Annotated in this window: 22 protein-coding genes; 3 read left to right on the plus strand and 19 right to left on the minus strand. The window is 40.9% G+C overall.

Annotated elements, in window-relative coordinates; all coding sequences use genetic code 11:
* Positions 1-16: 16 nt before the first annotated feature.
* From RNZ41_RS10020 to purL, 5 genes are all read right to left on the minus strand, one after another.
* A complete protein-coding gene (locus RNZ41_RS10020; RefSeq protein ID WP_159675729.1) occupies positions 17-1312 on the minus strand; it encodes a TPM domain-containing protein in 1296 nt (431 codons plus the stop codon).
* A gap of 197 nt (positions 1313-1509) precedes the next feature.
* The gene (locus RNZ41_RS10025) at positions 1510-2235 is read right to left on the minus strand and encodes a LemA family protein (protein WP_065254004.1); all 726 of its coding nucleotides are present in this window, start codon (positions 2233-2235) and stop codon (positions 1510-1512) included.
* 281 nt (positions 2236-2516) lie between these two features.
* Positions 2517-3167, minus strand: a complete 651-nt coding sequence (locus RNZ41_RS10030; RefSeq protein ID WP_159675728.1) for a YceI family protein — start codon at positions 3165-3167, stop codon at positions 2517-2519.
* Positions 3168-3343: 176 nt separating this feature from the next.
* Complete coding sequence (locus tag RNZ41_RS10035; protein WP_076775333.1) at positions 3344-4039, minus strand: YceI family protein; 696 nt, start codon at positions 4037-4039, stop codon at positions 3344-3346.
* A 289-nt stretch (positions 4040-4328) separates the two neighbouring features.
* Positions 4329-8336, minus strand: coding sequence for a phosphoribosylformylglycinamidine synthase (purL, locus tag RNZ41_RS10040; RefSeq protein WP_314027208.1), 4008 nt, complete (start codon positions 8334-8336; stop codon positions 4329-4331).
* 350 nt (positions 8337-8686) lie between these two features.
* Here purL and RNZ41_RS10045 point away from each other — a divergent pair, with 350 nt between their 5' ends.
* Entirely contained in the window at positions 8687-9193 is a 507-nt protein-coding gene (locus RNZ41_RS10045; RefSeq protein WP_314027209.1) for a pyridoxamine 5'-phosphate oxidase family protein, read from the plus strand.
* Positions 9194-9317: 124 nt separating this feature from the next.
* Here RNZ41_RS10045 and pgsA read toward each other — a convergent pair whose 3' ends face one another.
* Positions 9318-9992 (minus strand): CDP-diacylglycerol--glycerol-3-phosphate 3-phosphatidyltransferase, encoded by a 675-nt coding sequence (gene pgsA, locus RNZ41_RS10050; protein ID WP_099807450.1) that lies wholly within the window; start codon positions 9990-9992, stop codon positions 9318-9320.
* 1369 nt (positions 9993-11361) lie between these two features.
* Between pgsA and RNZ41_RS10055 the strand changes: the two genes are divergently transcribed.
* Together RNZ41_RS10055 and RNZ41_RS10060 are read left to right on the plus strand one after the other, a co-directional pair.
* Positions 11362-11574, plus strand: coding sequence for a hypothetical protein (locus RNZ41_RS10055; protein ID WP_148664886.1), 213 nt, complete (start codon positions 11362-11364; stop codon positions 11572-11574).
* Positions 11567-12115, plus strand: coding sequence for a DUF2335 domain-containing protein (locus RNZ41_RS10060; protein WP_314027210.1), 549 nt, complete (start codon positions 11567-11569; stop codon positions 12113-12115). The genes RNZ41_RS10055 and RNZ41_RS10060 overlap by 8 nt, the downstream gene beginning before the upstream one ends.
* Positions 12116-12314: 199 nt before the next feature.
* Here RNZ41_RS10060 and RNZ41_RS10065 read toward each other — a convergent pair whose 3' ends face one another.
* The 13 genes from RNZ41_RS10065 to RNZ41_RS10125 all read right to left on the minus strand — a co-directional run bounded on the left by RNZ41_RS10065 (position 12315) and on the right by RNZ41_RS10125 (position 25368).
* Positions 12315-15554 carry a type ISP restriction/modification enzyme gene (locus RNZ41_RS10065; protein ID WP_314027211.1) on the minus strand — a complete coding sequence of 1080 codons (3240 nt, stop codon included), beginning with the start codon at positions 15552-15554 and terminating at the stop codon, positions 12315-12317.
* A gap of 708 nt (positions 15555-16262) precedes the next feature.
* The gene (locus RNZ41_RS10070; protein WP_065254010.1) at positions 16263-17723 is read right to left on the minus strand and encodes an ATP-binding protein; all 1461 of its coding nucleotides are present in this window, start codon (positions 17721-17723) and stop codon (positions 16263-16265) included.
* 723 nt (positions 17724-18446) lie between these two features.
* Positions 18447-18713, minus strand: coding sequence for a hypothetical protein (locus tag RNZ41_RS10075; protein ID WP_065254011.1), 267 nt, complete (start codon positions 18711-18713; stop codon positions 18447-18449).
* 271 nt (positions 18714-18984) lie between these two features.
* Positions 18985-21066, minus strand: coding sequence for a DUF3987 domain-containing protein (locus RNZ41_RS10080; RefSeq protein ID WP_314027212.1), 2082 nt, complete (start codon positions 21064-21066; stop codon positions 18985-18987).
* Entirely contained in the window at positions 21063-21200 is a 138-nt protein-coding gene (locus RNZ41_RS10085) for a hypothetical protein (RefSeq protein ID WP_156652274.1), read from the minus strand. The genes RNZ41_RS10080 and RNZ41_RS10085 overlap by 4 nt, the downstream gene beginning before the upstream one ends.
* Positions 21197-21967 (minus strand): hypothetical protein, encoded by a 771-nt coding sequence (locus RNZ41_RS10090; RefSeq protein ID WP_076775346.1) that lies wholly within the window; start codon positions 21965-21967, stop codon positions 21197-21199. The genes RNZ41_RS10085 and RNZ41_RS10090 overlap by 4 nt, the downstream gene beginning before the upstream one ends.
* Positions 21964-22152 (minus strand): hypothetical protein, encoded by a 189-nt coding sequence (locus RNZ41_RS10095; protein ID WP_143351081.1) that lies wholly within the window; start codon positions 22150-22152, stop codon positions 21964-21966. The genes RNZ41_RS10090 and RNZ41_RS10095 overlap by 4 nt, the downstream gene beginning before the upstream one ends.
* 424 nt (positions 22153-22576) lie before the next feature.
* Entirely contained in the window at positions 22577-22804 is a 228-nt protein-coding gene (locus RNZ41_RS10100; protein WP_065254016.1) for a hypothetical protein, read from the minus strand.
* Complete coding sequence (locus RNZ41_RS10105) at positions 22801-23013, minus strand: hypothetical protein (protein ID WP_065254017.1); 213 nt, start codon at positions 23011-23013, stop codon at positions 22801-22803. Before RNZ41_RS10105 ends, RNZ41_RS10100 begins: the two co-directional genes overlap by 4 nt.
* Before the next feature lies 1 nt (position 23014).
* Positions 23015-23275, minus strand: a complete 261-nt coding sequence (locus tag RNZ41_RS10110) for a helix-turn-helix domain-containing protein (RefSeq protein WP_065254018.1) — start codon at positions 23273-23275, stop codon at positions 23015-23017.
* 10 nt (positions 23276-23285) lie between these two features.
* The gene (locus RNZ41_RS10115; RefSeq protein ID WP_065254019.1) at positions 23286-23549 is read right to left on the minus strand and encodes a helix-turn-helix domain-containing protein; all 264 of its coding nucleotides are present in this window, start codon (positions 23547-23549) and stop codon (positions 23286-23288) included.
* 276 nt (positions 23550-23825) lie between these two features.
* Positions 23826-24017 (minus strand): hypothetical protein, encoded by a 192-nt coding sequence (locus RNZ41_RS10120; protein WP_065254020.1) that lies wholly within the window; start codon positions 24015-24017, stop codon positions 23826-23828.
* A gap of 7 nt (positions 24018-24024) precedes the next feature.
* Complete coding sequence (locus tag RNZ41_RS10125; RefSeq protein WP_314027213.1) at positions 24025-25368, minus strand: tyrosine-type recombinase/integrase; 1344 nt, start codon at positions 25366-25368, stop codon at positions 24025-24027.
* Between the last annotated feature and the right edge of the window lie 86 nt (positions 25369-25454).

A 25454-nucleotide genomic window follows, 5' to 3' on the forward strand; every position in this document is an offset into this window, starting at 1 on the left:
GATTACTGACTATTGATTACCAATCGCCCCCAGCGCCACCACCGCCAAAGCCACCACCGCCGCCACCAAAGCCACCACCACCAAATCCACCGCCGCCAAAACCGCCTCCACCAAATCCGCCACCCGGTAGGAAGACAACCCCACCGCCGCCTCTGCCACCGCGACCACCACCGCCACCTCGAAATAGCAAAAATAAAAAGACAATAAATGCCACAAATATACTGCCTAGTAACCCTGCACCAAAGATTGTACCAAGCGTTACAATGCCACCTGCCGTAGCAATCGAACCAAAAAAGCGCCCTAATATACTGGTCAAAATCATACCAGCGACAAAGCCAAAAAAGCCTAGGAAGATAAGCGGTATTCCGCCCTCTTGATTTGACTGAGCATTGCTATTGGCATTGGTATTGACTCGATTGGCATCTGCTTGCTTTAAAATAGCCGGATCGGTTGTCAAGCGTTCTTCAATGCGATTAATTCCCGCCGTGATACCACCGGCATAATCGCCTTGTTTAAATCTTGGGGTTATGTCATCGCTAATAATGCGTTTAGCGACGGCATCAGGAATGGTACCTTCAAGACCATAGCCCGTTAAAATGTACATTTTACGGTCATTGACAGCAACAACCATCAACAGACCTTGATCGGTGTCTTTTTTGCCCAGTTTCCAGCGATCAGCAACTTTCATTGAATAGTCAAAAATATCCTCGCCATTGGTGGTTGGCACAATGACCACGGCTGCTTGCGCCAAGCCGCGGTCATTAAGACTACGCAGTTTGGTTTCAATCGCCTGTTTATCACTAGCCGATAGAATTTTTGCTTCATCAATGACAGGGTTATTTAGGATTAGTTTATCAGCGGCAACAGGGGCTTGGGTTGACTGTTTAGGCGTCTTAGTAGTCTGGGTATTGGCGGTAGCTGTTGCCTGATTGCTATTTGTCGAATTGCTGGTTGCTTGAGTATTGACACCTGGTATCGGCAGTGCATCATTGCCCAACGTCTCTTTAATTGCATCATTATTGAGTACAGCATCATTAAGCGCTTCATTGGTTTGTGCGGTTTTGGCAATCGCAACCATGTCCTCAACACTATGATCTTGTAGTGTGGGCTTAGCGGTAACGGTTGCGGAATTGGCTGTCGCTGTGGCAGTTTCTGCAACGGCAGCCATAGGCATCGCAAGTCCAATGCCCATGGTCAGCGCAGTAAAAGTACTTAATAGCACCCGCTTGGCTAACAAACGAGATGACAATTTTTGCGGCTGATTATGGGAGCGCTGTAAATTGGGCTGTGTCTGTACAATATTCAATGACACCTGTGTTTCCTCAAAGTATGCAATTTTTTTATTATGATATAGTCAATTCAACAACTATTTTAAAAAATTAAAAAATTAGTCTGACAATTGATGCAAATCTTATCTAATGAGCCTGCCACCAACTGATGGCAGACTATTTAAAAAAATCTTCTTAACTCTCAAAATTTAACTATACAGTTAACATTAACAATGGTGAATTAAGGTTTCGCTGTCGCGGTAGCCGAATTATTTACAGGCTGACCACCGGCATTGGCAGTGTTCCCATTGTTTTGCACTGGCTGACCGCCCGCATTTGCGGTGTTGGTATTGTTATTGCCAAAATCAACGGTTGGTGCGGTGGAGATTTGCGCCTCATTAGCCACGGTAAAGTTTGGACGGGTATGCATACCAAACACTTTTGCGGTAACATTGGTTGGGAATTGGCGTACGGTAGTGTTATAAGTTTGAACGTCTTGGATATAACGACCACGTGCCACGGTAATGCGGTTTTCGGTACCTTCAAGCTGTGCTTGTAACTCTTGGAATTGTTTGTCCGCTTTTAGGTCGGGATAGCGTTCTGACACTGCCATTAGGCGCGATAACGCACCGCCCAATTGATCTTGCGCTTGTTGATAACGTTGAAAAGCCGCTGGGTCATTGAGTACATCGGCACTCACATTGATAGTCGTCGCTTGTGAACGCGCTTGTGTGACTTGGGTTAAGGTCGCTTGTTCGTGCTGGGCATAACGCTCAACGACTTTGACTAAGTTTGGAATCAAGTCAGCACGGCGCTGATACTGGTTGACTACTTCTGACCATGAGGCGTTGATTTGCTCATCTTGCGCTTGCATAGAGTTATAACCACAACCGGTCAGATTGGCAGAACCCACCACCAAGGCTGCGGCTAATAAGGAGTTTTTTACTGTGGTATTGAATGGTTTCATAAGTTTTCCTCAAAAATAAATTAAATAAAGCGATATCTAGGTTTTTGAAAATTATGAAGCTATGTGCGGATACTGTAAATTTACGTTTTGTATAGTGCTGTATGGTTTTGTATCAAACCCCAGACTTATTAAAGCCGGCTTAGCGGCTTAGAATAGTTAAATATCGAATAGGTAAAAAACGAATAGCTAAAAATTGAATAGTTAAAAATTTGCAGTTAGCTTAGCAAAAAAAGACCAGCCAACGCTGATCTTTTTGATTACCTTTATTATCTACTAAAAAATTATTGCTGAGCGGCTTCAATTTGAATAACTAACTTCACTGTTTTACTCACACCCATTTTGACATAACCATCAATCCCCCAATCGGTACGGTCAATCGTGGTTTCAAAATCACCACCGTACACATATGCCATTAGCAAAGGACTGGCGTAGCCATTAAATTTGCTCGCTGTCAACGTAATAGGGCGAGTTTTTTTGAGCAAAGTTAGATTGCCTTTAATTTGGTGTAGTTGACCCTTTTTAAAGATAAATTTGGTAGAGGTAAAGTGGGCAGTTGGATATTTATCTGCATTAAAAAAGTCTTTACTTTTTAAGTCTTCATCAAATTTCTTATGACCTGTTTGCAATTTTTCCAACGGAATATCAAGATCAATTTGCCCTGTTTGATTGTCGGGGTCAAATACCATGTCGCCTTCCAAGCCATAAAACCCACCATGATTGGTTGAGGTACCAAAATGGTCAATGCTAAATCGCACATTGGTATGCATCGGGTCGAGTTTATAGTTGATTGAATCAGATTTGACGATTTTTTTGCTTACTGCTTTTGCGCCTAAACTGAAAGTTTTAGCCAAGGCTTTTTTGGTCAAAATGGCAGTGGTTGCCACGCCTGCAAGTTTGGCAAGTGTCCCTAAGTTGTTAGTTTTATCTGTCATCAACTTTCCTTATTATTAGTTGTTAAAAATTGCATTGGTTTGAACATTTTAACTTATCAATTGAATCAAGCTGTGCAAAGTGTGTTGGCAAAGCTCAGTATTTGTGAAATTATCTATCGTAAAAACGTAAAAAAGCCAATGCGTTAACATTGGCTTTTGGGTAACGCTAAGCAAGCTTATTGTTGTACCGCTTCAACTTGGATGTTAAGTTTAACGTCTTTAGCAAAACCCATTTTGACATAAGTATCCATGCCCCATTTGGTGCGGTCAATGGTAGTCTCAAAATCACCGCCACATACTTGTGCATTTTTTAGCATTGGGCTGTTATAGCAGTTAAATTTAGTGGCTTTTAGGCTAACTGGGTTGGTTTTACCCAATAGCGTCAAGTTACCGTCAACTTTCGTTACTTTGCCATTTTTGAAATGGAATTTGGTTGATTTAAAATTAGCCGTTGGGTATTTTTCAGCGTTGAAGAATTCAGCTGATTTTAAATGGTTGGTAAAATGTTCGTTACCCGTGTCAAGACTATTGACAGGAATGTCAACGTTGATGCTGCCTGTATTTTTGGCTGGGTTATAGTTCAAGTCACCCGTTACGCCGTAGAAACCACCTTGGTTGGTCGTTGTACCGAAGTGGTCAATCGCAAAACGTACATTGGCGTGGTTTGGGTCTAGTTTGTAGCTGGTGCTGTTGCTTGGCTTAACTTTTTCTACTTTGGCGGTTTTAGGCGCTTTTGTGACCGCTGCAGGTTGAGCTGCGGTTTCACCAACTTTTTGCGTTTCACCGTTTTGCGAAATGACTAATTCTGCATTGGCAAATTGTGTGGCTAACAACGCTGCGATAGCGGTAGTGGCTAAAAGTTTGCTATTCATGGGATTTTCCTTGATATGTTATAAGAACTGTTTGGGTATACAAAACATTGTTAATGAAACTTAACTTAGTCTATGTAGGATTAAGTTATTATAACATATACCTTTTCCTTGTTATCGTGTATTGTTTGTAAATTGTTGCTAGTTTTTGACCGAGCCAAGATTTTCACCATGACAGCCTTTATTACCCAGCCTTTATTGCGTTAGGCGGGTTGGATTAGGTCATTAAAAAAGGACAGCTTTTGCCATCCTTTTATAAAAAAATTAACTATGTTAACTTTCATCGTAACTTTTATCTTAAAAATGCCCGAGCATTTCTAAACATCCGCATCCACGCCCCGTCATTGTCCCACGCTTCAGGCTTCCAGCTGTGGTTATATGCCATCAAATTGCGCTCTGGGTGTGGCATCATCAAGGTCACACGCCCATCGGTGCTACAAATCCCTGTCACCCCTTGTGGTGAGCCATTTGGATTGAGCGGATAATGCTCGGTTGCTGTGCCGAGACTGTCCACATAACGCATCACAATTTGCCCATGTGCGCTCATCCCTGCGATATCGGTATCGCTCAGCGTCGCAAAGCCTTCGCCATGTGCCACCGCAATCGGTAGAATGCTCTCTTGCATGCCTTTTAACAGCACCGACTTGGTACGTTCAATTTTCACATTCACCGTGCGTGCTTCAAAGCGTGCCGATTTATTGGCGATAAAACGGGGGAAATTCTCTGCGCCAGGGATTAAGTCTTTAAGCTGGCTCATCATCTGACAGCCGTTACACACGCCAAGCGAGAAGGTTTCTGGTCGGTTAAAGAATCGCACAAATTGCATGCGTAGTTCATCATGGAACAGTACCGATTTTGCCCAGCCAGCGCCAGCGCCAAGCACATCGCCATAACTAAAGCCGCCGCAAGCCACTAGCCCATCAAAGTCACGCAAGTTGACACGCCCTTTAAGCAAGTCACTCATATGCACATCGACAGCTTCTAGCCCTGCGCGTTTAAAGCCTGCCGCCATTTCTAGCTGACCATTCACGCCTTGCTCACGCAAAATAGCGACTTTGGGCTGTATGCTGCGGCTATTGATATACGGGGCTTCAATCGCTTGGTTGAGATCATAATCGGCTTGGGCAATTAAGCCTTGATGGGATTTATCACCAATCAAATCAAAGGCCTGTTGTACGCATTCGGGGTTGTCACGGTTTTTGGCGATATGGTAGCTGACTTTGCTCCATTCTTGCTCAAGCTCGCTACGCTCAAAACGTAAATTTTGCGTAGCCGTTTGGATGAGTAAACTGTCTTCATCGGTGCTTTGACCGACTAGGCTTAACAATTCGCTGACGCCTGTGGTTTCGGCTAATTCAAGCAATTGGGCAACCTTATCGGACTTGACTTGAATGACCGCACCGAGTTCCTCAGCAAACAATTGACCGAGTAAATTGTCATCAGTTAACACCAATTTCACGCCTTGACGACTGGTGAATTGCATCTCAGTGATGGTGGCAAGCAAACCGCCATCACCAATGTCATGATATGCGGTGATTAAGCCTTGGTTGTTGGCTTGCTGGATAAAGTCAAAAAAGTTGATTAAATCTTGCGGATTATCCAAATCTGGGCAAGTATCACCGAGTTGGCTTAAGGTTTGGGCAAGGATTGAGCCACCCAAGCGGAACTGACCTTTTGATAAGTCTAAACGATAAAAAGCGGTTTCGCCAAGCGCTGAGCTGGTTAGCAATTCTGGGGTTAAGGTCTTGGTGACATCTTGCACAGGGGCAAAGGCAGTGATAATGAGCGACATGGGTGACACCACAGACTTGTTTGCTTGCTCCTCTGACCAATTCGCCCGCATCGACAAGCTGTCTTTACCCACAGGAATGGCAATGCCAAGTGCCGGACAAAGTGCTTCGCCCACGGCATACACCGCATCAAATAACGCTTGGTCTTCTTTGTCTTCACCACAGGCTGCCATCCAGTTCGCCGACAAGGTAATGTCTGATAGCTTGGCGATATTCGCCCCTGCGATATTGGTAATGGCTTCGGCAACAGCAAGGCGCGCAGATGCAGCAGGATTAATCAAGGCAACTGGGGTACGCTCGCCCATACTCATGGCCTCGCCTGTCATCGGATTGCCATCGACAGGGATGAGAGCAGAAGCGGTAACAGCACAGTCCGCCACTGGCACTTGGTAACGTCCAACATATTGGTCACGTACTACCATACCCGTGATGGAACGATCGCCAATGCTAATTAAGAAAGATTTACTGGCAACCGTTGGATGACGCAGGACGTCTTTGACCGCTTCAGCCAAATCGACTTTATCAAGATTTAACGCTTGCAGTGTTGGCGTGCTACGGCTAAAGCTACGCTGCATTTTTGGCGTGCCACCGAGTAGCACTTGTAGGGGCATATCGACCGGTTGTTGGTCGCCTTTGGTGTTGAGTAGTGGGTCATTGACTACCAACTCACGCACGTCCGTCGCTTCACCCAAAATCGCATACGGGCAACGCTCGCGCTCACAGATACTATCAAATAGCTCACGGCTCTGTGGACGGATTGCCAACACATAACGCTCTTGGGCTTCATTTGACCAAATCGCCATTGGCGACATACCATGCTCAAGCGACGGCACTTTACGCAAGTTTAACACCGCCCCAAGTTCGTGGTCATTCACAAGCTCGGGCATGGCATTTGATAAGCCACCTGCCCCCACGTCATGAATCGACACAATCGGATTGTTATCTTCATCTGGCTGGTTTCCTGCCATTGCCCAACAGCGGTCAATGACTTCTTGACAGCGGCGTTCCATCTCGGCATTGTCACGTTGCACGGACGCAAAGTCCAAGCCTTCATCAAGCTCCCCACTATCCACCGAACTTGCTGCGCCACCGCCCAAGCCGATTTGCATGGCAGGACCCCCTAGCACAATCAGCAAATCACCTTGCTGAATCGGATTTTTTTCCACCAAATTGCGTTTGATATTACCGTAACCACCGGCAATCATAATGGGTTTGTGATAGCCTCGCATTTGGCTGCCATCTTGGTCTTTTGAGGTATCCAATTGAAATGAGCGAAAATAACCGACCAGATTTGGACGACCAAATTCATTGGAAAACGCCGCACTACCAAGCGGTGCTTGGGTCATGATTTCTAATGCGGACGCCATACGCGCTGGCTTGCCGTAGTCAGCCGTCGAGACTTTTCCGCTGTGCTCCCATTTTTCTGGCATATCAGGCAGCTGCAAATGCGACACATGGAATCCTGCCAAGCCTGCTTTGGGTTTACCGCCACGACCTGTCGCGCCCTCGTCACGGATTTCCCCGCCAGAGCCTGTTGCCGCGCCTGCATAGGGTGCAATCGCCGTTGGGTGATTGTGGGTTTCGACTTTCATCAAGATATCAATCGGCTCTTGATGAAAATCGTATTCCAAATGCTTGTTGTCGCTGTTTAATAGCGGATAAAAACGCTGCCCTTCATGCCCTTTTACCACCGCGGCATTGTCTTTATACGCGGATAAAATATCGTTAGGATTTTGCTTGAAGGTATTTTTAATCATGCCAAACAAGGATTTTGGCTGTACTTCCCCATCAATCGTCCATTGCGCATTAAAAATCTTGTGACGGCAATGCTCCGAGTTGGCTTGGGCAAACATCATGAGCTCAACATCGGTCGGATTGCGCTTTAGCACATGAACGTAGGCATCCATCAAGTAGTCAATATCTTGGCTCGATAACGCAAAACCGAACTCACGGTTGGCAGATTCTAACGCTTCACGCCCTTTGCCCATCACATCGACATGGTTGAGCGGTGCTGGCTCGTGGTCATCGAATAAATGCTGAGCCTTTGCCAAGTCATAAAATAGGCTTTGGGTCATGCGGTCGTACAACATCATCTCGATATCATGCGGGAGCTTTTCAGGCAAATTTTCGCCGATGAGCGTATACACCACCAAGCGCTCAACACGCTCAATCGCTATCTCACAATTGTTAAAAATATCCGTCGCTTTACTTGCCCAAGGGCTAATCGTACCAAAACGTGGGCTGACGATAATTTGCAGCGCCTCTTTATTCTCATGTTGGCTTTCATGTTGGTTTTCATCTCGGCTTGCTTGATTAAGCGCGATTTCGTCACCGTGATTGAGCAAATCTACCGCTTTTTTATAGTCGTGTTCTGCCAAATCCTTAGAAAAAATATAAACTTGCTGGCTTTTTAAGTGGGTGATTTTGAGATTGGTTTTTTGGCTAAGGGAATTTAGCAGTTTGGTGGTTTGAAAATCGGTTAAAAATGGGTGTCCAGCGATGATAGTCATAGAAAGTTCCGCTTGCTTTGGGAAAAGTTGGGAAAATAACAGAAAAGTTTGCGGTTATTATAGCATTAAACCCACGGGCGTATCACTTGTCTTGATGGTGATAGACTGTCATTTCACTTTGTGTTTTTTCTAAAGTGCCTTTCAATTGTGTTACCTTGCGATAACATCATTAACGGTTTTATACCAATTACTTGCAGCTTTTCGACAGACTTAAACAACCAAAGCCGATATTATCGTCCAAGTTAATGACTTTAACCGAGTTTTAAAATAAATTCTTAACCAGTTAGCAATAAATTTTTTAGCATTAACTTTGAGACGTATAATAACCATATAATAACAAGGACATTCTCATGGCAGATCTCACCAAAGAGCAACATATTGAAAATATTAATAAAGTGATTGAAGGCGTCAAATATGCAATGATGACCACCATTACTGCAGACGAAAAACATTTACATGCGTGCCCTATGACCACCAATAAAAATGAATTAGAAAATGGTAAAATTTGGTTCATCGGCGATCGCAAATCAGAAACTATCAAAGACTTGGAAAAAAACTCACAAGTCAACTTATCTTATACCTCAAGCGACCAAAAAGACTTTGTATCTATCAACGGTACGGCTAAATTGGTTAATGACAAAGCCAAACTAGATGAGCTTTGGAGCCCAATTTATGCGGCGTTCTATGAGAAAGGTAAAGAAGATCCTAACGTGCAAGTGATTTGCATTGAATGTAACGGTGCGCAGTATTGGCTAAGCGGTAACACGGTGGTGGATATGTTTAAGATGGTATCAGCGGCTGTCCAAGAAGGTAAAACCGCAGAAAATCTGGGTGAAAACCATTCTGTGACTTTTTAATTATTGGCTTTAAAAAAATACAACCCCAGTTTTTTAACTGGGGTTTTTTATAGTAAATTTTAGCTAACAATTTTTTAGAATAATCCATTTTTTTAACGTCATTAGCTTTTTTTAAAGTTATCGATTAAGGCTGTTTTAGATAGGGCCATGCCGCTTTCAGATAAATAAACATTGACCATAACGTCAACACCACTGAAATCAATAATAATAAATATCCCGTCATTTCAAGCGACTCCCAATTGAGCAGTAACACCGTAATTGCCACCATTTGAAAAGTGGTTTTCATCTTGCCCACATATGACACTGCAACGCTGGTACGATTGCCTAGTTCTGCCATCCACTCACGCAACGCAGAGACGGCAATCTCCCGTGAGATGATAACAATTGCTGAAATCGCCATGACAATGTCAGGATGCCACTGCACCAAAATAATTAGCGCAGCAGCAACCATCAGTTTATCCGCCACAGGGTCAAGAAACCGCCCAAACGCCGATGTCATATTAAGCTTGCGGGCAAAGTAGCCATCTAACCAATCGGTAATTGCCGCCAAAATAAATACAGCCGTCAATAAAAAGTGGCGTAGTAGACTATCGCTAAACTGATACATGCCTATATTGGCAATTGCATTGTCACTAATGGCGCTTTGCCCAATCCCCATCGCAGGCGGCCAATAAGCAATCGCCACAAACAGTGGAATCATCACGATGCGCGCAATGGTCAAGTTGTTGGGCAAGTTAAAAATACTGCCCGAAGCAACAGGGGGATGGGCTGTCTCGTCGGTCACTGGCTTATCGGTCATGGGATTTTTCGTTCATTCTTGTTGTAGGGCGCGGCGTAACGCTAATTTTAGTTGAAATAATTATAACGGTTCTCAAAGTAATGTCATTATTTTTTGCCCATAATGCTCATTTTTGTTATATTTTTCAACAATCAAGCCACTTTACCTTATTGATTTCATGGTATTTTTTACCAAATATGTCATTGTATAAAAAACACTTCAAAAGTAACAGGGTGTAATTAGGTAGTCAAAAATTTAGACTTTTATTGATATCATAACGTCCGACAACAAAAATAATAATAACAATAAGACTTATTTCGCTATTAGCAAATTTTGCTGTTGTCAGGTTTATTGAAATTTGAATACTTTGTACCCAATTCATCAGTCATAACGTATTAATTTGCGAATTTTTTTATCATATAGTGATTGGACAATTTTGATAAACCGCGTTCATTGTCAAAAATTTTCAGACTTTTAACACTTACCTGTGCTTTTCCTCAGCCCATTGCTCACCTCCTGCAATGGGTTCTTTTTATTCTCTTAAATCATTGATATATATAAATTTATTAAAATTAATATGAAATTTGACCACACTTTTGACCACACTTTTATCATTCCGCTTGCCCTTTTTTGACTTAAATTATTTTTGTAACTGCCGAAAAACACCCCTGTCCAAAAATGGGCATACCCCCTCATTTTTAAGGTGGCCTTTATGTTCCAAAATGGATAAGGGTAAAAACCTTAGTAATTCCTTAGGGCAATCTTAAGGCTTTAAACTGGTAAGTAATTCAGTTTACTTGACTTGCCATTACATGGGGTTGTCTTGTCATTTTGAGGTTTAGTAAATTCTTGACGGGTCACAATAGCAAAATGCCCGTATGCCTTACCCTGTATCGCTTTGGCGGTTTCCAGTCTCTTAAATCTGTCTATAATTTTGTTTTACGGTTCATTGTTGAAAATACGCCTTATGCCTTGCTCTGCTTGGATTTGGGTGAATTTCGGATTTTAAATCCGTATCACTACGTATCAAAAGCCAATGAGAAAATGCTTTAAAAATTAGATAAGGGCTAACCCTTAGCGGGTGTCATCATGCGAGCGTGATTGCACCAATCGCAAGGGCTTAATGGTTTTTAAAGTGGTGAGCTGTGGGCGGTTGTATCCAGTGAGAGAATATTTTTATTTCACTATTTTTTTAAGATGTTGTTGTTAGATGTTGTTAGATGTTGTTAGATGTTGTTAGATGTTGTTAGATGTTGTTAGATGTTGTTAGATGTTGTTAGATGCTGTCGATTGTCTTTGATTTAAGATAATTCATTATGTTAAACTCAATTGTCCAAACTATTTATTTTATTATTACTATAATCATGGACAAGTTCTGTAGGAGTACATTATGAGCCGTTTACGGAATCGTGAAGATAGAATGAATGCTCGTCATCGTGTTGGCGTGGTCGATGGGATTGCTGGTTCTTGGACAGGTCCTCGTTATATTACTGTACCTCGCACTGATTTTTCACCTGGCACTAGAGTTTATTATTATCGTGTATCCCAATCTATTCGCCGTTCGTACAATCGTTATAAATCAGAATTAAGTACCGATGACTGATAATTCACCCAACTCATATAATAATTTAGAGCCCGTTACACAACCTGATTCTTCTACGGAAAATCAGGTTGATTTACATTTGCATGCACATCGACATAACGATCATTCAAATACTAACTATGTGCCTATTCAAAATGCCCATAACGTTAATATCTCTCCTCCTGCTATTCCTGCTAATGATATGGTTTTATTAGAACAATATCATCCAGGTGCTATAGACAGAATACTTAAAATGAGTGAAATTGAGCAAACTTTTACTCACCAACTTGTTAAAAGTGAGCAACTTGAACAAGTAAAAATTAATCAACGAAATGTTGAAATTAGTAAAGAACAGAATAGATTTAATACTATAAAGCTTTGGATGGGATTTTTTATCATTATTGGGCTAATTGTAATAGCATTTTATTTATTCACTGAGAACTTTATTATTGGGGGTAGTTGTATTCTATTTGCAGCTTTAGTTTTAGCTGCAGTATTTGTATTAGGTTATTTTCCTGAAAAGATATTTGATATTTTTAGGCGTAATAATTCTTCTGAATAATGGCTCATCTGGTGCGAACCTATCCAATGACTGCGAACCAATTAAAAACGGTTATTCGCTTGTTCACTTTCTTGTTCACCAATAGCAGTTAATCACATAGTTACACTCAAGGTTACGCCTAAGATAGCGTTTTGCTTGTTAAATTTATTGCTAACTAAAAAAGCATGGTCTAGCCATGCTTTTATTTACTAGACAGCAATTAATTAATAACTAATACTTTATCAATTTCTTTCATCAATCTATCTGTATTGCTCAAGGCTTCGATAATTTGCTGATAATGGATGATATCCTCATAGCCCAATGTCATGTTTTGGCGGTCTTTGAGCCATTTTTGGGCAGGTTGGTAGCCACCGATGTAGAACTCCCAAGCAATTAAGGGTACATCATCAAAGTATTGAGTATCGTTTATCCATACTTTGCCTTTGTCTGCCTTGGTTGGGTCAGGTTCATAGCCGATACTGGTTTTTGTCATTTTGCGGGTGACGATGTTATCGCCGTTGCCGTGGTAGCTGATGTTCTGCGCTTGTACGCTTGGGTGTTCGAGTAGGTGAATTTGGCGAAGTTCGCCACCGAGTTTGACAAGTTTAAAGAAGGTGTCTTTGTCGGTTGGGTATGGCACTCTTGGGAAGTCGATTTTTAGGAATTCTTTGTAGGTTTCTCGGTAGGCGGGCGAGTGTAAAACGGCGTAGATGTAGTCTAGTACGTCTAGCGGATGGAATGTGCCTTCTTTGCCTGCTTGTTCATCTTCGTGGTCGGTGATGAAGGTTAAGCCTAGGTTTTCGGCGATTTTTTGGGTGATGTTGCTGTCTAGGTTGGGTTTTCTTAGGTTTTTGAGTTGGTCAAAGTCAAAGTTTTCTTGATTGGTAATTTCGGGATATTGGTATAAAGGGAATACATACCCATTATCGAGAGAAGAAATCGCTGATTTATCAATTAAATTTTTGAAAATACCAAATTTGCTAGTAAAGTTATCTCTCGCTCTTTTTAAACTAAACAAAGCGAAATTTTCATCAGTCATCAAATGTTGCATTACTTTACGAACGGTACGCCATACTAACTTATCTTCATAAAATATAAATTTTTTATCAAATGGTCTGTATGATATTGGATAGATATACTTTGATAAATCATCTTCATTTTTAATATTATCGTAACCGTCTAAAATATTCCAACCAGCTTTTTCTTTAACTTTAAATTTCTTATGTAAAATATTTGCATCACGTTCAGATTGCTGAAATGATTTATAAAAATCTAAAAGTTCCTTTTTGGAGTTTTTAATCACAAAATCATCATGAGCAGTAGTAATGCCTAATCCGTTATTAGTAAATAACTCATCAATTTTAAAATCATCATTCAATTTATTTTCGTCAAAATTGTTTTTAACCATAAAATAATTTGGGGCTTTGTTTTCAAGCTGAACATACGGAATTGTCGCAATCGAATTTTTATTCAAAAACTCGTATTTATCATCACGCAAGCCAAACAAATCATAATGATAAACCTTTGCTAATTCGCCTTTTTTCTTTTTACCCGTTTTAATTAACAAATTGATAGACACGCCCTGCATGATATCAAACACATTTTCATCACGCCCGCCATCGGGTGCGGTTTCCTTTTTCTTGGCATTACCATGTAAATCAATCGTATAAATCTTGTCGTAAGTATTGAGCAAGTGCCAACGCATACCCCGAAACGTTGGATTATCAAGAAATCCGTGTGGATTAATAAAGGCTAAAACTCCTTCACCATTTTTCTCAATAAAATGCTGTCCATATCGCATAAACTTGACATAATCATCATTAATCCATTTTGGGTTTCTCTCATTTAGGCGGTCATTGGTGTTTGGCTCTTTTTTATAATCTTCCATTAAGCCCATAATCCATTCGCCTTTATTAGCACTTTCACCACTATACGGCGGATTACCAATGACAACCATCACAGGGCTATCTCGCTTGATATGGTTTGCCTCATTCGCCTCTTGCGCCAGAAATCCTGCAAATAAACTACCCGTATCGGGGTGATGTTCCTCTAGGCTGTTGGTCAAATACACCTTTAAGCGTTGGTCTTTGCCCGCCACATAGCCTGTGTCTTTCAGCAATAACTCAAGCTTTAAATGAGCCATCGCATAACTCGCCATCAATAGCTCAAAGCCATTTAAGCGTGGAATCAAATCATTATCCACATAGCCCGACCATATGCCAGGCATTTTGGCAAAACGATTTTCATAGATATATCGCACCACTTCGGCTAAAAACGTGCCTGTGCCTGTCGCTGGGTCAAGGATTTGCACCTTGTGGACTTCCTTGTCAACTTTAACTATAGTTGTACCCTTCTTGCGGGCATTACCTACGGCAACTTCCTCTTTAATCGTGGTTTTATCAGTGCTGGCAATCCCCATCGGCAAATTAAAATCGGTTTTGAGAATGTCATCCACGGCTCGCACAATAAATTTGACCACAGGCTCGGGTGTGTACCATACGCCACGTTGTTTACGTAACGCTGGGTCATATTCGGCTAGAAAATCTTCATAAAAATGGATAAAGGGGTCTAGCGTTTGGGTGGCTTTACCAAAGTTTTTAAGTAGTTCTGCGACATTGGTGGCTCGGAATATATCGGCTAAATCATTAACAATCCACTCGATACGCTCGTCTAAGTCATAACCTGAAATGTACTGGAACAGGGTGCGTAAAAATGGGTTAGATTTTGGGATAAGTGTGGCGGCTTCTTGTCGGGTAAAATCTTCTAGTGTTTTATCATTTAGACGAGCGGCAAACATACCATAGGCGATGGTTTGGGCGTAAATATCGGCGAACTGGCGTGGGGTAATATCGTGAATCAATACTTCTTTAAACGCTTCCATTTGGTCTAATAGGCTGGTGTTTTGATTATTTTCTTCATCACTGGTCAAAGCCTTATCAATCACATCAGCAAGCATACGGGCTTTACTTGCCATCATTTCGGCAAGGCGTTTCGGAATTTTAATCGTCGTAGTAATACTTTGGCTAAAATCTTTGATAAGGTTGGTAAACTGGGCGAAGTTCTCAGGGATAGGTTCGATTTTATTACCGTTTTGGCGGGCAATGGCAAGTTCGGCTTTGAGTTCACCATCTTTATAAAATAGAAAATTGAGATAATCAGTAAAAATGATATTGTTGAGCGATGCCTTGTAGCGGTCAAACTGTTCTTTGTTGCCTGTTTTTTTAGTACCTTTAAGGTCATTATCGCCAATGTCCTTAGCTTCAATAAAAAATACGGGAATTTCTTTTTTCTCAATAATATAATCGGGTGCGCCGCAAGAACGGCGTTTGGGTTCATTAATAACAGCAAATTCAGGCAATAGTCCATTGAGCAAATTCTGTAAATCACCACGAAAACTGTGTTCAGTGGTCACGCCTGTGGCAAAAAGTTTGTTAATGGCTTCCACATATCGGGCTATCATGGTCTTTCCTAAATTTTTGTAATCAAATGCTTTTGATTGTATCTAGATTTATTCGGATAGGCTAGATAAATGATAATGATATTTTATAAAGTATATATTTGGTGCGAACCTGCCATATGCGAACCAATATAAAACGGCTGTTTCCTTGTTCACTTTCTTGTTCACCAATAGCAGTTAATCACATAGTTACACTCAAGGTTACGCACAAAAGGCGGTTTGGTGCGTAAAGTTCGCATTTAATAACGGCTCATTTGGTGCGAACTTGCCTACGTACTGCGAACCAATAAAAGGGCGGTTTTGCTGTTACAGTTGCCTGTTACAGTCATTTATAAAATCAATCATGTGGTTACACTCAAGGTTACGCACAAAAGGGCATTTTCTTTGGTAACTAATCTTGGTAACCAAAATTTGTTGCTAACTAACTTGCTAACCATACCCCAATGACAATTAATAAAATCAATCATGCCCGCTTATCGTTCGGCTTTTGCTGTTCGTTTTGCTCATTGACTCATAATTGTTAGTGAGTTTATAGTATTTTCTTCCAATTACTTCGAACTACTTCCAATTACTTCGAACTACTTCGAACTACTTCCAATTACTTCGAACTACTTCCAATTACTTCGAACTACTTCCAATTACTTCGAACTACTTCCAATTACTTCGAACTACTTCCAATTACTTCGAACTACTTCCAATTACTTCGAACTATCAATCCTTATTATTTGTAATATGTAGAGTGTAATGTTGCGTCGGATCTCTTGTACTGCTGCCTTGCCATTCGATGATACCTTTATTTTCAAGAGACTTTAAAACTTTTCTAGAAAAGGTATCACTTTTACCTAGAATTTGGCTAAGAGTCTTAGTAGTTATTTCCTTATAGTTATAGATATGTTTTATTGCAACTAGCTCATTTTTATCTAGTGTTTGGCACAATTCATCAGTAAGTAGTTTTTTAACTTGGTCAATATCTCTCAAGTTTCTTTGAATAATGTTATTTTCTAGGGTTAGCTGTACTGAATTATTATTTGGTTCATGATAGATAGGTTTATTTAGTAAAAATTCCTCCATTTCATTAAATATTCTTTTAACTCCCTCATTAAGTTCTTTAACCCATCCAAACTCTGATAATACCCTAGCAATACGAGGATTTCTAGAATATCTAGTATTCATAATATTTTCGATCGTTACTATATTAGGTAAAGCTCCTGGACTGAAAATCTCAATTCTATCATCATAAATTGAAATTCTAATATGATCGCCCATCATTGCATAGTTACGGTGGGTCAAAGCATTAACTATACCTTCAAACCATGCAAATTCAGGATATTCGCTTATTTTTATAAATTTTCCGTTGTCTCCAAGAGTTTGAAATTCTCTTAACTGTGAATTTACAACTTCTCTCGCTTTGGTAATCATTAAAGGTATTGCGCCTTCTATATTAACTTCCTTGATGATATTAATAGATGTACCTGTTTTCTGAGCTCTCCCGTCATATCTTATTACCCTTATTCTGGCATTAGGGAAGTACTTTGTAGGGTTATTTCCAAATAGTAAAATTCCTGCATTTGTTATATTTAAATCTTTATTTATAAAATTTCTTGCCTTAAGTATTTCTTTAATGCTTGAATCATGGCTATTAAGGTGATCTTTATATTTCTCCAACAAATCCATATCTAAATCTTCTAAACTTGAATCCCTTACAATTTCATCTTCAAAAGATCTTTGTCCTTTATCATATTCAAGTAACTTTCTTTGCTCAAATTTTAGGAGAATTGAGTTATCTTTCGAGCGTAAGTAAGCTTGTCCATCATTGGCTTCGATTACTCGGTGCGTGGATGGCTCAACATCAAATACAAGTATGACGTCAGATTCACCTTTATTGTTTACTACATTAATTGTCTCAATACTTAATGGAATAGGAGTTTTTTGCCCTTCATTTAATATATGTTTGAAATCTTCAATACTGTGAGCTTTTGGATTGTTAAAACCAGTTATTGTTCCATCATCCTCTATGCCTATTACTAACTTGCCGCCCGAGGCGTTAGCAAAAGCAATAAGATGTTTAATAATCTGCTTAGGTTCTATTCTTGAACTTTTTCTATCAAAATATTGTCCTTCTTTCATCTTAGACAACTGTTTTATTTCAGCGCTATTCTCAGTTGCTTCCATATTATGTCCTCTTAAAAATTTATATCTGTTAAGAAAAATACTTCAAGTAAAAATATCAATACATGGTTAACCAATTGAGCATTTTAAAAATCTCTATTAATTATTGTGTCATGTTTAAATAAACATTACTAGATTTTGTGGATATCACCTTTTATCCTGTGTAGTTATTTCGTCAATAAAGATTTTATATAGCTCTAATTTATCTATTTTTGGCTTTGCTTAACTGTTCGGTTTTTGAAGTGAACCATAGGCGGTTAGGTGTTCATTTTGCTGTTCATTTTTTGCCAATGCCTTGTTATTGCTGGCTTGGTGGCTGGGGTGGTGTTCAGTTTTGGATAAGGTCAAAATGACTATGCCCCTTTGCTTGGTCGTATGATGCTATAAATCCAACATCAAAAAATCATTTATTGTAACTAAGATCATCATAACCGTAACTGTGCTATACGCTCACCATTTGGGCTGTGTGCTTGCCTGTGGTGTTGGTGGTATGTTTGTCTATCCAATGGCATAACGTGGCAATATGGGGCAATAGGTGGGCGTGGTGGTTTACGGTTAATGTCTTGTAGCTGCTGGCTTTGGTAGTATGTCAATGAAAGGCATTTCATTAAGATAGGGCGGGTCTGTCCTATCATGCCAATAAAAAAGGGCATGGCTAAAATCACCATAACCCATCATGCCTGCTTAAAGGGTCGCATTTTAAATGTAACCCTTTATCATGCCCGCCTAATTGGTGGTTGGTGGCAATGGTAAATACTGGCTAGTGTCTAAATACTCATCATCACCCCAATCCGATATAAACCATCTGTAGCGGTTGCCTCCTGCTAGTAGCAGAACCTGCCATTTATTTTTACCACTTCTTTTTACAATTTTCCCGTTATGGATATTTATTCGCACTGGGTTTTTATTTCGCTGGGCTATCTCAAGTTTTCTTTGACTAATAAATATTTTCTTATCAGCAATAGTTAAATATATCTTTGTGTCATGGGTCATATTTGACAATCCTATCTTAGCTAAATTCATATAAAAATAAGAAAATGCTACTTAATTACTTAAACTGGCTGTAACCCTTGCTATTACTGGCTTTAACTTAAGTAATTACCTTAAGTAACGCCTACTTAAATTACTTAAATTGGTGATTTTTTAGCCTAGTTTAAGTAACTTAAGTAATGGCTACTTAACTACTTTACTTAAGCTAAACCCTTTCTATGACTGGGCTTGCTAGGTGTTTAAGTAATTAAGTAGCGTTGTGGCATTTTTATAGTTATTTGAATAAACAAGGGTTAATTAAAATCACCCTTTTTCTGCCCTCTTGCTCTTGGCGTATATATCCCGCTTGCTCTAATTTATCCAATTCTTGTTGCAGTAGTTTGTTACTGCGTTGCATAGGCATAGGGCAAGAATTGGCTACATAGGTGCGGTTAAGTTTAAATAACCTATCTTTGCTGGCTCTGTCCACTAACCAATCAATTAGCTTTTGGGTGTCGCTTTTCTCGTTGGTTTTAATATCAAGGTAACGCAATCTTTCGGCTGTTGAGTATTCCACCAACATAAACGCCCGTTCTAGATAGTCCACTGATACCGATTTTTGGCAATCAAAAAACGCCATTAATGAGGCTATACGGCTGGCATTTTGCGCCATGCGTGAGGCAAACGCCTTTAAAAATTCGTATGCGTTGCCTTTGGCTTGGCGGTTCTCTACTCGTTGCTGAAAGTCCGCTAGGGCTTGCCTTGCTTGGCGGTTCTCAAAAGGCATATTTAGCCTCATTTCTTTGCCTTTATCGTCCGTTTGTATCTCGGTAGGTAAAGGGTCTAATAAAATATCGGACCTTGTCCAATACGCTTGCAATCGTGGGTCATCATGCGGGTTATTGTCCAATCGTTCGGGCGTGTTCCATACCCGTTGACCTTGTAGGCTATCGGGGCAAGCCAATAATGCACGGGCTAGAAATCCTTGTTGTACTAGCATAGGGTCGGTTAAGGCTGGCTCTAAGATAATGCGCTGTCCTTGTAGGTCTAGCGTCAACCTTACGTCATAGGCATTTGTTTTAAACTGCGGGTTTGCGCCTCGTTGTGAGCGTACACGGCTAACGGGTGAACCGTCCCACAATTTAGCAAGGCTGGCTATGGCATTGCCTGCGGTATCGCCTTTCATGGTATGCCCATTAAAAAATTGCCCTGCGTCATCTGTTGTCCATGATAGGTTAGCCTTATCATCTAAAATAAATTGGTCTAAGATTGCCTCGATCGTTCCCTCTTGAATAAGCATACTATCATTGCTGGGCTTGGCGTTGCTTTGCAAGTATTCTTTGCGCTCTTTACCCTTAAGGCTGTCTACTTCGCTTTTCCATTCGTTTAAAAGCTCGATATAGGTTTTATAAATGCGCTCGTCCCATTTGTTTATGCTGTAGTGTGATAATTCACTGGCAAAAGTTTTACCGCTACCACTTCCGCCCTCTGTAATTAGAAATAGGCTGGCTGGCTTGTGGGTGTGTCCAATGGGTGCATTAATGTAGCGTTGCCCAATGGTAGATAATGCCCCTAAAATACATTGCCCCGCCATTGCTAAGGGTACTTGTGCATGGTGGGCTATGGCTTCAATCGCTTGTCTTAAAACGCCTTGCCATGCTTCAATAGGGTAACGGGTGGCGGGCGTGTTGGTGTCCTCCAGTGGTTCGGGCTCGCCCCATTCAATGCCGTTTAATTCCTTGACCTTAGTTTGCAAGGCTGGCTCTTTGTTTGGGTCGTTGATGATTTCATCTAATGAATAGCTGATAACTAAATCGGTTATCGTGTCCACTGTTGCCACCAATCGCACGTTATACCCCTTGAATGTGGTTTCCAGTTGCTTGCCTGTGGGGTAATCGGTGAATAGGGTTACTTGGCTGTGGCTGGCGTGGGCTTTAACCATGCGCTCAAATTGCCAATCCTTAAATGGTGCAATCAGTGAATACTCACCATTGATTGTTAAATAGGGGTATAGCTCGATAGCAGTATCAAGGCTTGCTACTGCCACCACTTGCCCGCCATTGCCCAATATAAAACAATCGTTTTCTAAGCCATGTAACGGGAATGGCTCTGCATTATTTAACGGGAATATGGCAAGGTTAGACGGCTGGTAATGCTCATCAAACAACATAACGCCTATGCTGTTGGCGGTTGGCTGGTTGGCGTTGTCCACTGTGTAATTGCTATCAATAAAAAGCAATTTATCTTTGCCGATACAGTGGGCAAGGTTCACCAATGCGGGGTTATGCTGGTAAGTTTCATAACTTGCCGTTGGCTGTCCTTTGATAAATTCATGAAAGGCTTTATTTGTATTTTTTGATATGGCTAGATTACTCATTTCGATAGCCTCCCATTACTCATAGCTTGGCGTTTATTGGCTTTTTGGCGGTGGGTGCTGGTGTAATACCACTTAGAGAAATAAAGGGCTTTACGCCCCTTATCCTTGCCACTGTTGCGGGCTTGTTTATTCATGCCTTGCCCTCCCAATTCAATACAACATCAAAATCATTTAGCGGTTTCCATGAAACGGGCTTTAACTCGAAGTTGTCTTTTGATATTGCTTGTAAATGAATAAGGATATGAAAGGCTTTATCATATAGATACGCATTGACTGACCCTAACGGCTCTATCACCTCGCCATTGCAATAAACTGCATAAAAAGGCTGGTAGAAAATACCGTCTTTGAAATATCCGTCTTTGCGTTCCCAATAGCTAGGAACATATAGCGGCTTTTCGTCTTGGGCTGGCGTGTGAGCTGTGGTATCGGTTGCACTGTGGGCAAGTGCATTTTTGCGTTGGCTGGTTTGGGTGTTGCCCGCGGGCATGATGATTTTATTAGGCATGATAATGCCTCCTTGCGTATTATTTTGAGTATTTACCACACTATGAAAAATCATAGGGTGGCGGGGTTCACTCTCGGTCACGCAAGCAACCGCCTCGCATATTTGCCGTAAAGGCTTATTTTGCAATGTCACCCCGCCATAACTTTTTGCCAATGCTGGCATGATATGACGGTTTACCCCTGCGAATTGGGGTAGATGGGTTTGTGCTTTGTTATCGCCACTTTGAGAGAGTAAGCGAAATTTGGGCACAAAAAAAGCCAAAAGGTAACGGAATGGCTGTCCGCTTGCGTGAATTTTTGAGAGACCTCTATTGTCAATCATGCCCGCCACCAATGGCAAGCTATCATTTAGTGAATTAAATTCACCAATATTTAATAGTCTTAAAATTTTACTCATGCTATTATTTCCATAAGGTCATGTGGTGTGACTTGGGGCGTTATCTGTAAAAGGATAATGCCCTTTTTCATGTTCAAGCCATTTTTAAAAATAGTATTTTTTGCTTTCATTTTTGATGATTGCTTTCTAAAGTTTTTTGGTGCATTTTGCACAAATTTTGGTGCGTGAATTGATGTTTGTTGCACGCTCTATCCCTTGACTGGCAAGGGATACACCCTTTTTGATAATTCCCCAAAACTGCCCGTTTTGGTGCGTGAAATCGTGGTTTATTTCTTCTTTGGTGCATTTTTTGGTGCATTTTGCACAAATTCTGTTGCATGAGTTGATGTTTGTTGCACGCTCCACCCCTTGACTGGCAAGGGATACACCCTTTTTGATAATTCCCCCGAATTGCCTGTTTTGTTGCATAAAATAGTGGTTTATTTCCTATTTTGTTGCTTGCTTCCACTGGCTGACATTGGGTAATCACTACCAAAACTATCAACAATAAAATAGCGATATTGATTGTTTGGATAATCTCGCCCAACTTTCCCCTAATCTTGCCAATATCCTGCCCACGGATAGCACGTTGTAGCTTGTTTGGGTGTTGAGTGGTATGTTTATATCGACTCATGTTAAAACCCTTAAAATTGCCTGTTGTGGTGGCTCTATAAATACTGCCCTTTTAATACTGAATACTTGATTAGGGTTCACGGCTTGTAAAAACTCTACAACGGTTTCGGCTGTCCAGTAATCCATGAATATATCGGTATTCGCTGGTTGTATCGGCTCACCATTCATCATCACAAAATAAAAGTCATTGGGGTCTATTCGTTCGATATCAGGATATAGGCTCATATCTCGCCCGCCTTTTGGTTATCGCGTGATGGTTCATTCAATGCCTTGACCTGTTCTTGTATGTCCCATATTTCAGCAGTCAAGATATCGAACTCATTTTCTATCTGTTCAGGGTTAAGATGATTATTCATTGCATGATTCGCCATAAATTCGGCTTGGTGCAGTAAATCTTCTAAACTGTCGGATAATTGATTCAACTGGTATTTCATGTCATGCCCCTGTTACCGCTTGGATATAACTAGGCTCTAGCCAATATTCTTTTACCTTTTTGCCTGTTGGCGTGGTGATAAATCGGCTTTGGATAGGTATGCCTTCATCTCTGCGTAAATCGCCCAATCTTTGAGAACATGACATACAGTTAAAACGCTGTAAGGCTTCAAGGGGCGTTATTTTTGCGCCTGTCATCAGGTGGGCTAATAGCTGGGCTTTGTGTCCTGCGGTGTTATTTGGACTCGGGGTGTTAGCTGTCATGGTTTACCCCTTATGCTGTCTTATTGTCTAAATAGTCGATTAACTCGCTATTTCTAAAATAATGGGCGTTACCAATGGTGATAGGCTTTACAAACTTGCCCGCCTTAATCCAACGTGTGAGCGTCAAAACGTGGATTTCCAATAGCTTTGCTACGGTGCTACGGCTGGTTATGCCTTTGGGGTTGTTGGCAAGGTCGGTAAAGGTGGGTATTGGTTCACTTGCCACCTTTTCGGCTGGCGTGGTGTTCACTGTTAGCGGGGTTTTGTTGGTCATTGCATTAACTCCTAATCGGTTTGTTATCGAAAGTTGTTAAGGCAATATTAAGTTTTTAACAAGATAAATAACACTTAGTAAAAAATATAAGTGTTTGATTCTTATCAATATTCAACGATATTCAACGATACTCATCAATATTCAACGATACTCATCAATATTCAACGATATTCAACGATACGAATTATTTTGTAATTTTATGTAAAAAAGGCAAGCTTTGATAGCTTACCTTTTCTAAACCTTATTTCATGTATTTCTAGCCTTGCAAAACTGGTCTTAAACTCTGATCAAGCGATAACCCCGCATAAATAACGCCTGTTGTAAGTCATTCAGTGGTAAAAAAGGATTATCCAAAATATCGCCTAACTGGTCTATTTCCTCCCGGGTCATTACCAAAATATGCCCGCTTGGGGTGGGCTTGGTGTCCAATGCTGGCAAGGTATCATTCATAGCTGGGGTATTATTCATGGTTCACCTACTCATTAACCGCCTGTTGGTTGGCTTTGGCTTTATCCAGGTAAATAATATTGTCCACCTTGCCCGCTTTGAGATCATCTAAGTAGTTCGCCCATGCGGCCATCATGTCATGACGTTTATTAAGCCATTTAACGCGGTTGTATGCCCTGCCGTTAGCGTCTCTTACGTTGTGGCCTAACTGCATTTCAATAAGGCGATAATCGTAATTTAATCGTTCCTCTAACATGGTCCTGGCAGTTGCCCTAAACCCATGCGGGCTATGTACCCCAAAATAACCCCTATTGCAAAAATCCTTGCCTATGCCTGCCTTATTCATTGATTGACTATTGAGCAATTTATTAACTTGTTGCCCATCTGCAAAAGGTTTTGATTTTCGTCTGCCATTATAAAAAACGTATTCCATACCGCCTGTTATTGGCTTCATACGCTCAATAATGGCCATTGTTTGCGGTACTAGAGGTATTACTAAGCTATCAACCATATCATGCCGATTAACGCCCTTTTGTGGCTCAAATTCCCACTGTTTAGCGGTCAGGTCTAGATCAGCCCATTTCATAGTGCAAATATCCCCAATGCGGGCAAAAGTAAGGGCCAGTAATTGCAATATCTCTTTATTGAAATTATCACTAGCGGGCAAGCTGTCTATTTCTTTTAGGAGTAGGCTAAATTCTTGGGGGTCAATAATAGCGGGGTGATGTTTTTGGCGTGTTGGCTTTAAGGCTCTAGCCTCTTTAACTGCCGTTACGGGGTTATGCTCTATCAAGCCACTGATAACCGCATGGGCAAAAATACGGCTTGCAATTCCCTTTACTCGGTTGCCCTTTTGAATATGCGTTTTTTGCACTTGTTTAAGTAGTCTTAATACCTGGGGGGTGCTTATTGTGTTTATTGGCGTGTCTGCAAACTCTTTTAATAATGGGTTTAAAAGAAAATTCCAATTCTTAAGGGTTTGCTCTGCTAGAACATGGGTAGGGTTATTGGTCTGTTCATCTAGCCAATCCATTGCAACGGCCTTAAATGTGGTGTCCATTGCATAGGCTTGCTTTTTAACTTCCTGTTGCCGGTTAGTCTTTGGATCAATGCCCTGCTCTAACAAGGCTAAATTATCACGATGAGCTTGGCGGGCTTGTTCTAGTGTAAATCCGTTGGCATAGTTGCCTAATGTCATTTCGATTTTATTTTTTGTTAGCGGGTGTGTGTAACGGTGCTGAAATTCCACATAATCGCCCCTTATGCGTATTCTTAAGCCTTTATAACCATCAATAGAATAATAGGCTTTATCTTTGCCCACACTATCCTTGATCGCTTTTTTGATTTGGTTATCGCTCTTAATGCTTGCCACAATTAACCCCTAATCTTGACCACACTTTTGACCACACTTTTTTGCGTCTTATAATGTTGTCGATTGTTTACCAATAATTGCCATAT

This window comes from Moraxella sp. DOX410 (genome assembly GCF_032248735.1).
In the GTDB taxonomy this organism is placed as follows: Bacteria; Pseudomonadota; Gammaproteobacteria; order Pseudomonadales; family Moraxellaceae; genus Faucicola; species Faucicola tetraodonis.

Excerpts from the sequence above, each read along its gene's own strand:
- RNZ41_RS10030 (WP_159675728.1), bottom strand. The coding sequence starts at position 3,167 with ATGACAGATAAAACTAACAACTTAGGGACACTTGCCAAACTTGCAGGC.
- RNZ41_RS10070 (WP_065254010.1), bottom strand. The coding sequence starts at position 17,723 with ATGGAAGCAACTGAGAATAGCGCTGAAATAAAACAGTTGTCTAAGATG.
- RNZ41_RS10100 (WP_065254016.1), bottom strand. The coding sequence starts at position 22,804 with ATGAGCCTATATCCTGATATCGAACGAATAGACCCCAATGACTTTTAT.
- RNZ41_RS10060 (WP_314027210.1), top strand. The coding sequence starts at position 11,567 with ATGACTGATAATTCACCCAACTCATATAATAATTTAGAGCCCGTTACA.
- RNZ41_RS10085 (WP_156652274.1), bottom strand. The coding sequence starts at position 21,200 with ATGAATAAACAAGCCCGCAACAGTGGCAAGGATAAGGGGCGTAAAGCC.
- RNZ41_RS10045 (WP_314027209.1), top strand. The coding sequence starts at position 8,687 with ATGGCAGATCTCACCAAAGAGCAACATATTGAAAATATTAATAAAGTG.
- purL (WP_314027208.1), bottom strand. The coding sequence starts at position 8,336 with ATGACTATCATCGCTGGACACCCATTTTTAACCGATTTTCAAACCACC.
- RNZ41_RS10065 (WP_314027211.1), bottom strand. The coding sequence starts at position 15,554 with ATGATAGCCCGATATGTGGAAGCCATTAACAAACTTTTTGCCACAGGC.
- RNZ41_RS10055 (WP_148664886.1), top strand. The coding sequence starts at position 11,362 with ATGAGCCGTTTACGGAATCGTGAAGATAGAATGAATGCTCGTCATCGT.
- RNZ41_RS10080 (WP_314027212.1), bottom strand. The coding sequence starts at position 21,066 with ATGAGTAATCTAGCCATATCAAAAAATACAAATAAAGCCTTTCATGAA.
- pgsA (WP_099807450.1), bottom strand. The coding sequence starts at position 9,992 with ATGACCGATAAGCCAGTGACCGACGAGACAGCCCATCCCCCTGTTGCT.
- RNZ41_RS10110 (WP_065254018.1), bottom strand. The coding sequence starts at position 23,275 with ATGACAGCTAACACCCCGAGTCCAAATAACACCGCAGGACACAAAGCC.
- RNZ41_RS10105 (WP_065254017.1), bottom strand. The coding sequence starts at position 23,013 with ATGAAATACCAGTTGAATCAATTATCCGACAGTTTAGAAGATTTACTG.
- RNZ41_RS10115 (WP_065254019.1), bottom strand. The coding sequence starts at position 23,549 with ATGACCAACAAAACCCCGCTAACAGTGAACACCACGCCAGCCGAAAAG.
- RNZ41_RS10035 (WP_076775333.1), bottom strand. The coding sequence starts at position 4,039 with ATGAATAGCAAACTTTTAGCCACTACCGCTATCGCAGCGTTGTTAGCC.
- RNZ41_RS10120 (WP_065254020.1), bottom strand. The coding sequence starts at position 24,017 with ATGAATAATACCCCAGCTATGAATGATACCTTGCCAGCATTGGACACC.
- RNZ41_RS10025 (WP_065254004.1), bottom strand. The coding sequence starts at position 2,235 with ATGAAACCATTCAATACCACAGTAAAAAACTCCTTATTAGCCGCAGCC.
- RNZ41_RS10075 (WP_065254011.1), bottom strand. The coding sequence starts at position 18,713 with ATGACCCATGACACAAAGATATATTTAACTATTGCTGATAAGAAAATA.
- RNZ41_RS10090 (WP_076775346.1), bottom strand. The coding sequence starts at position 21,967 with ATGAGTAAAATTTTAAGACTATTAAATATTGGTGAATTTAATTCACTA.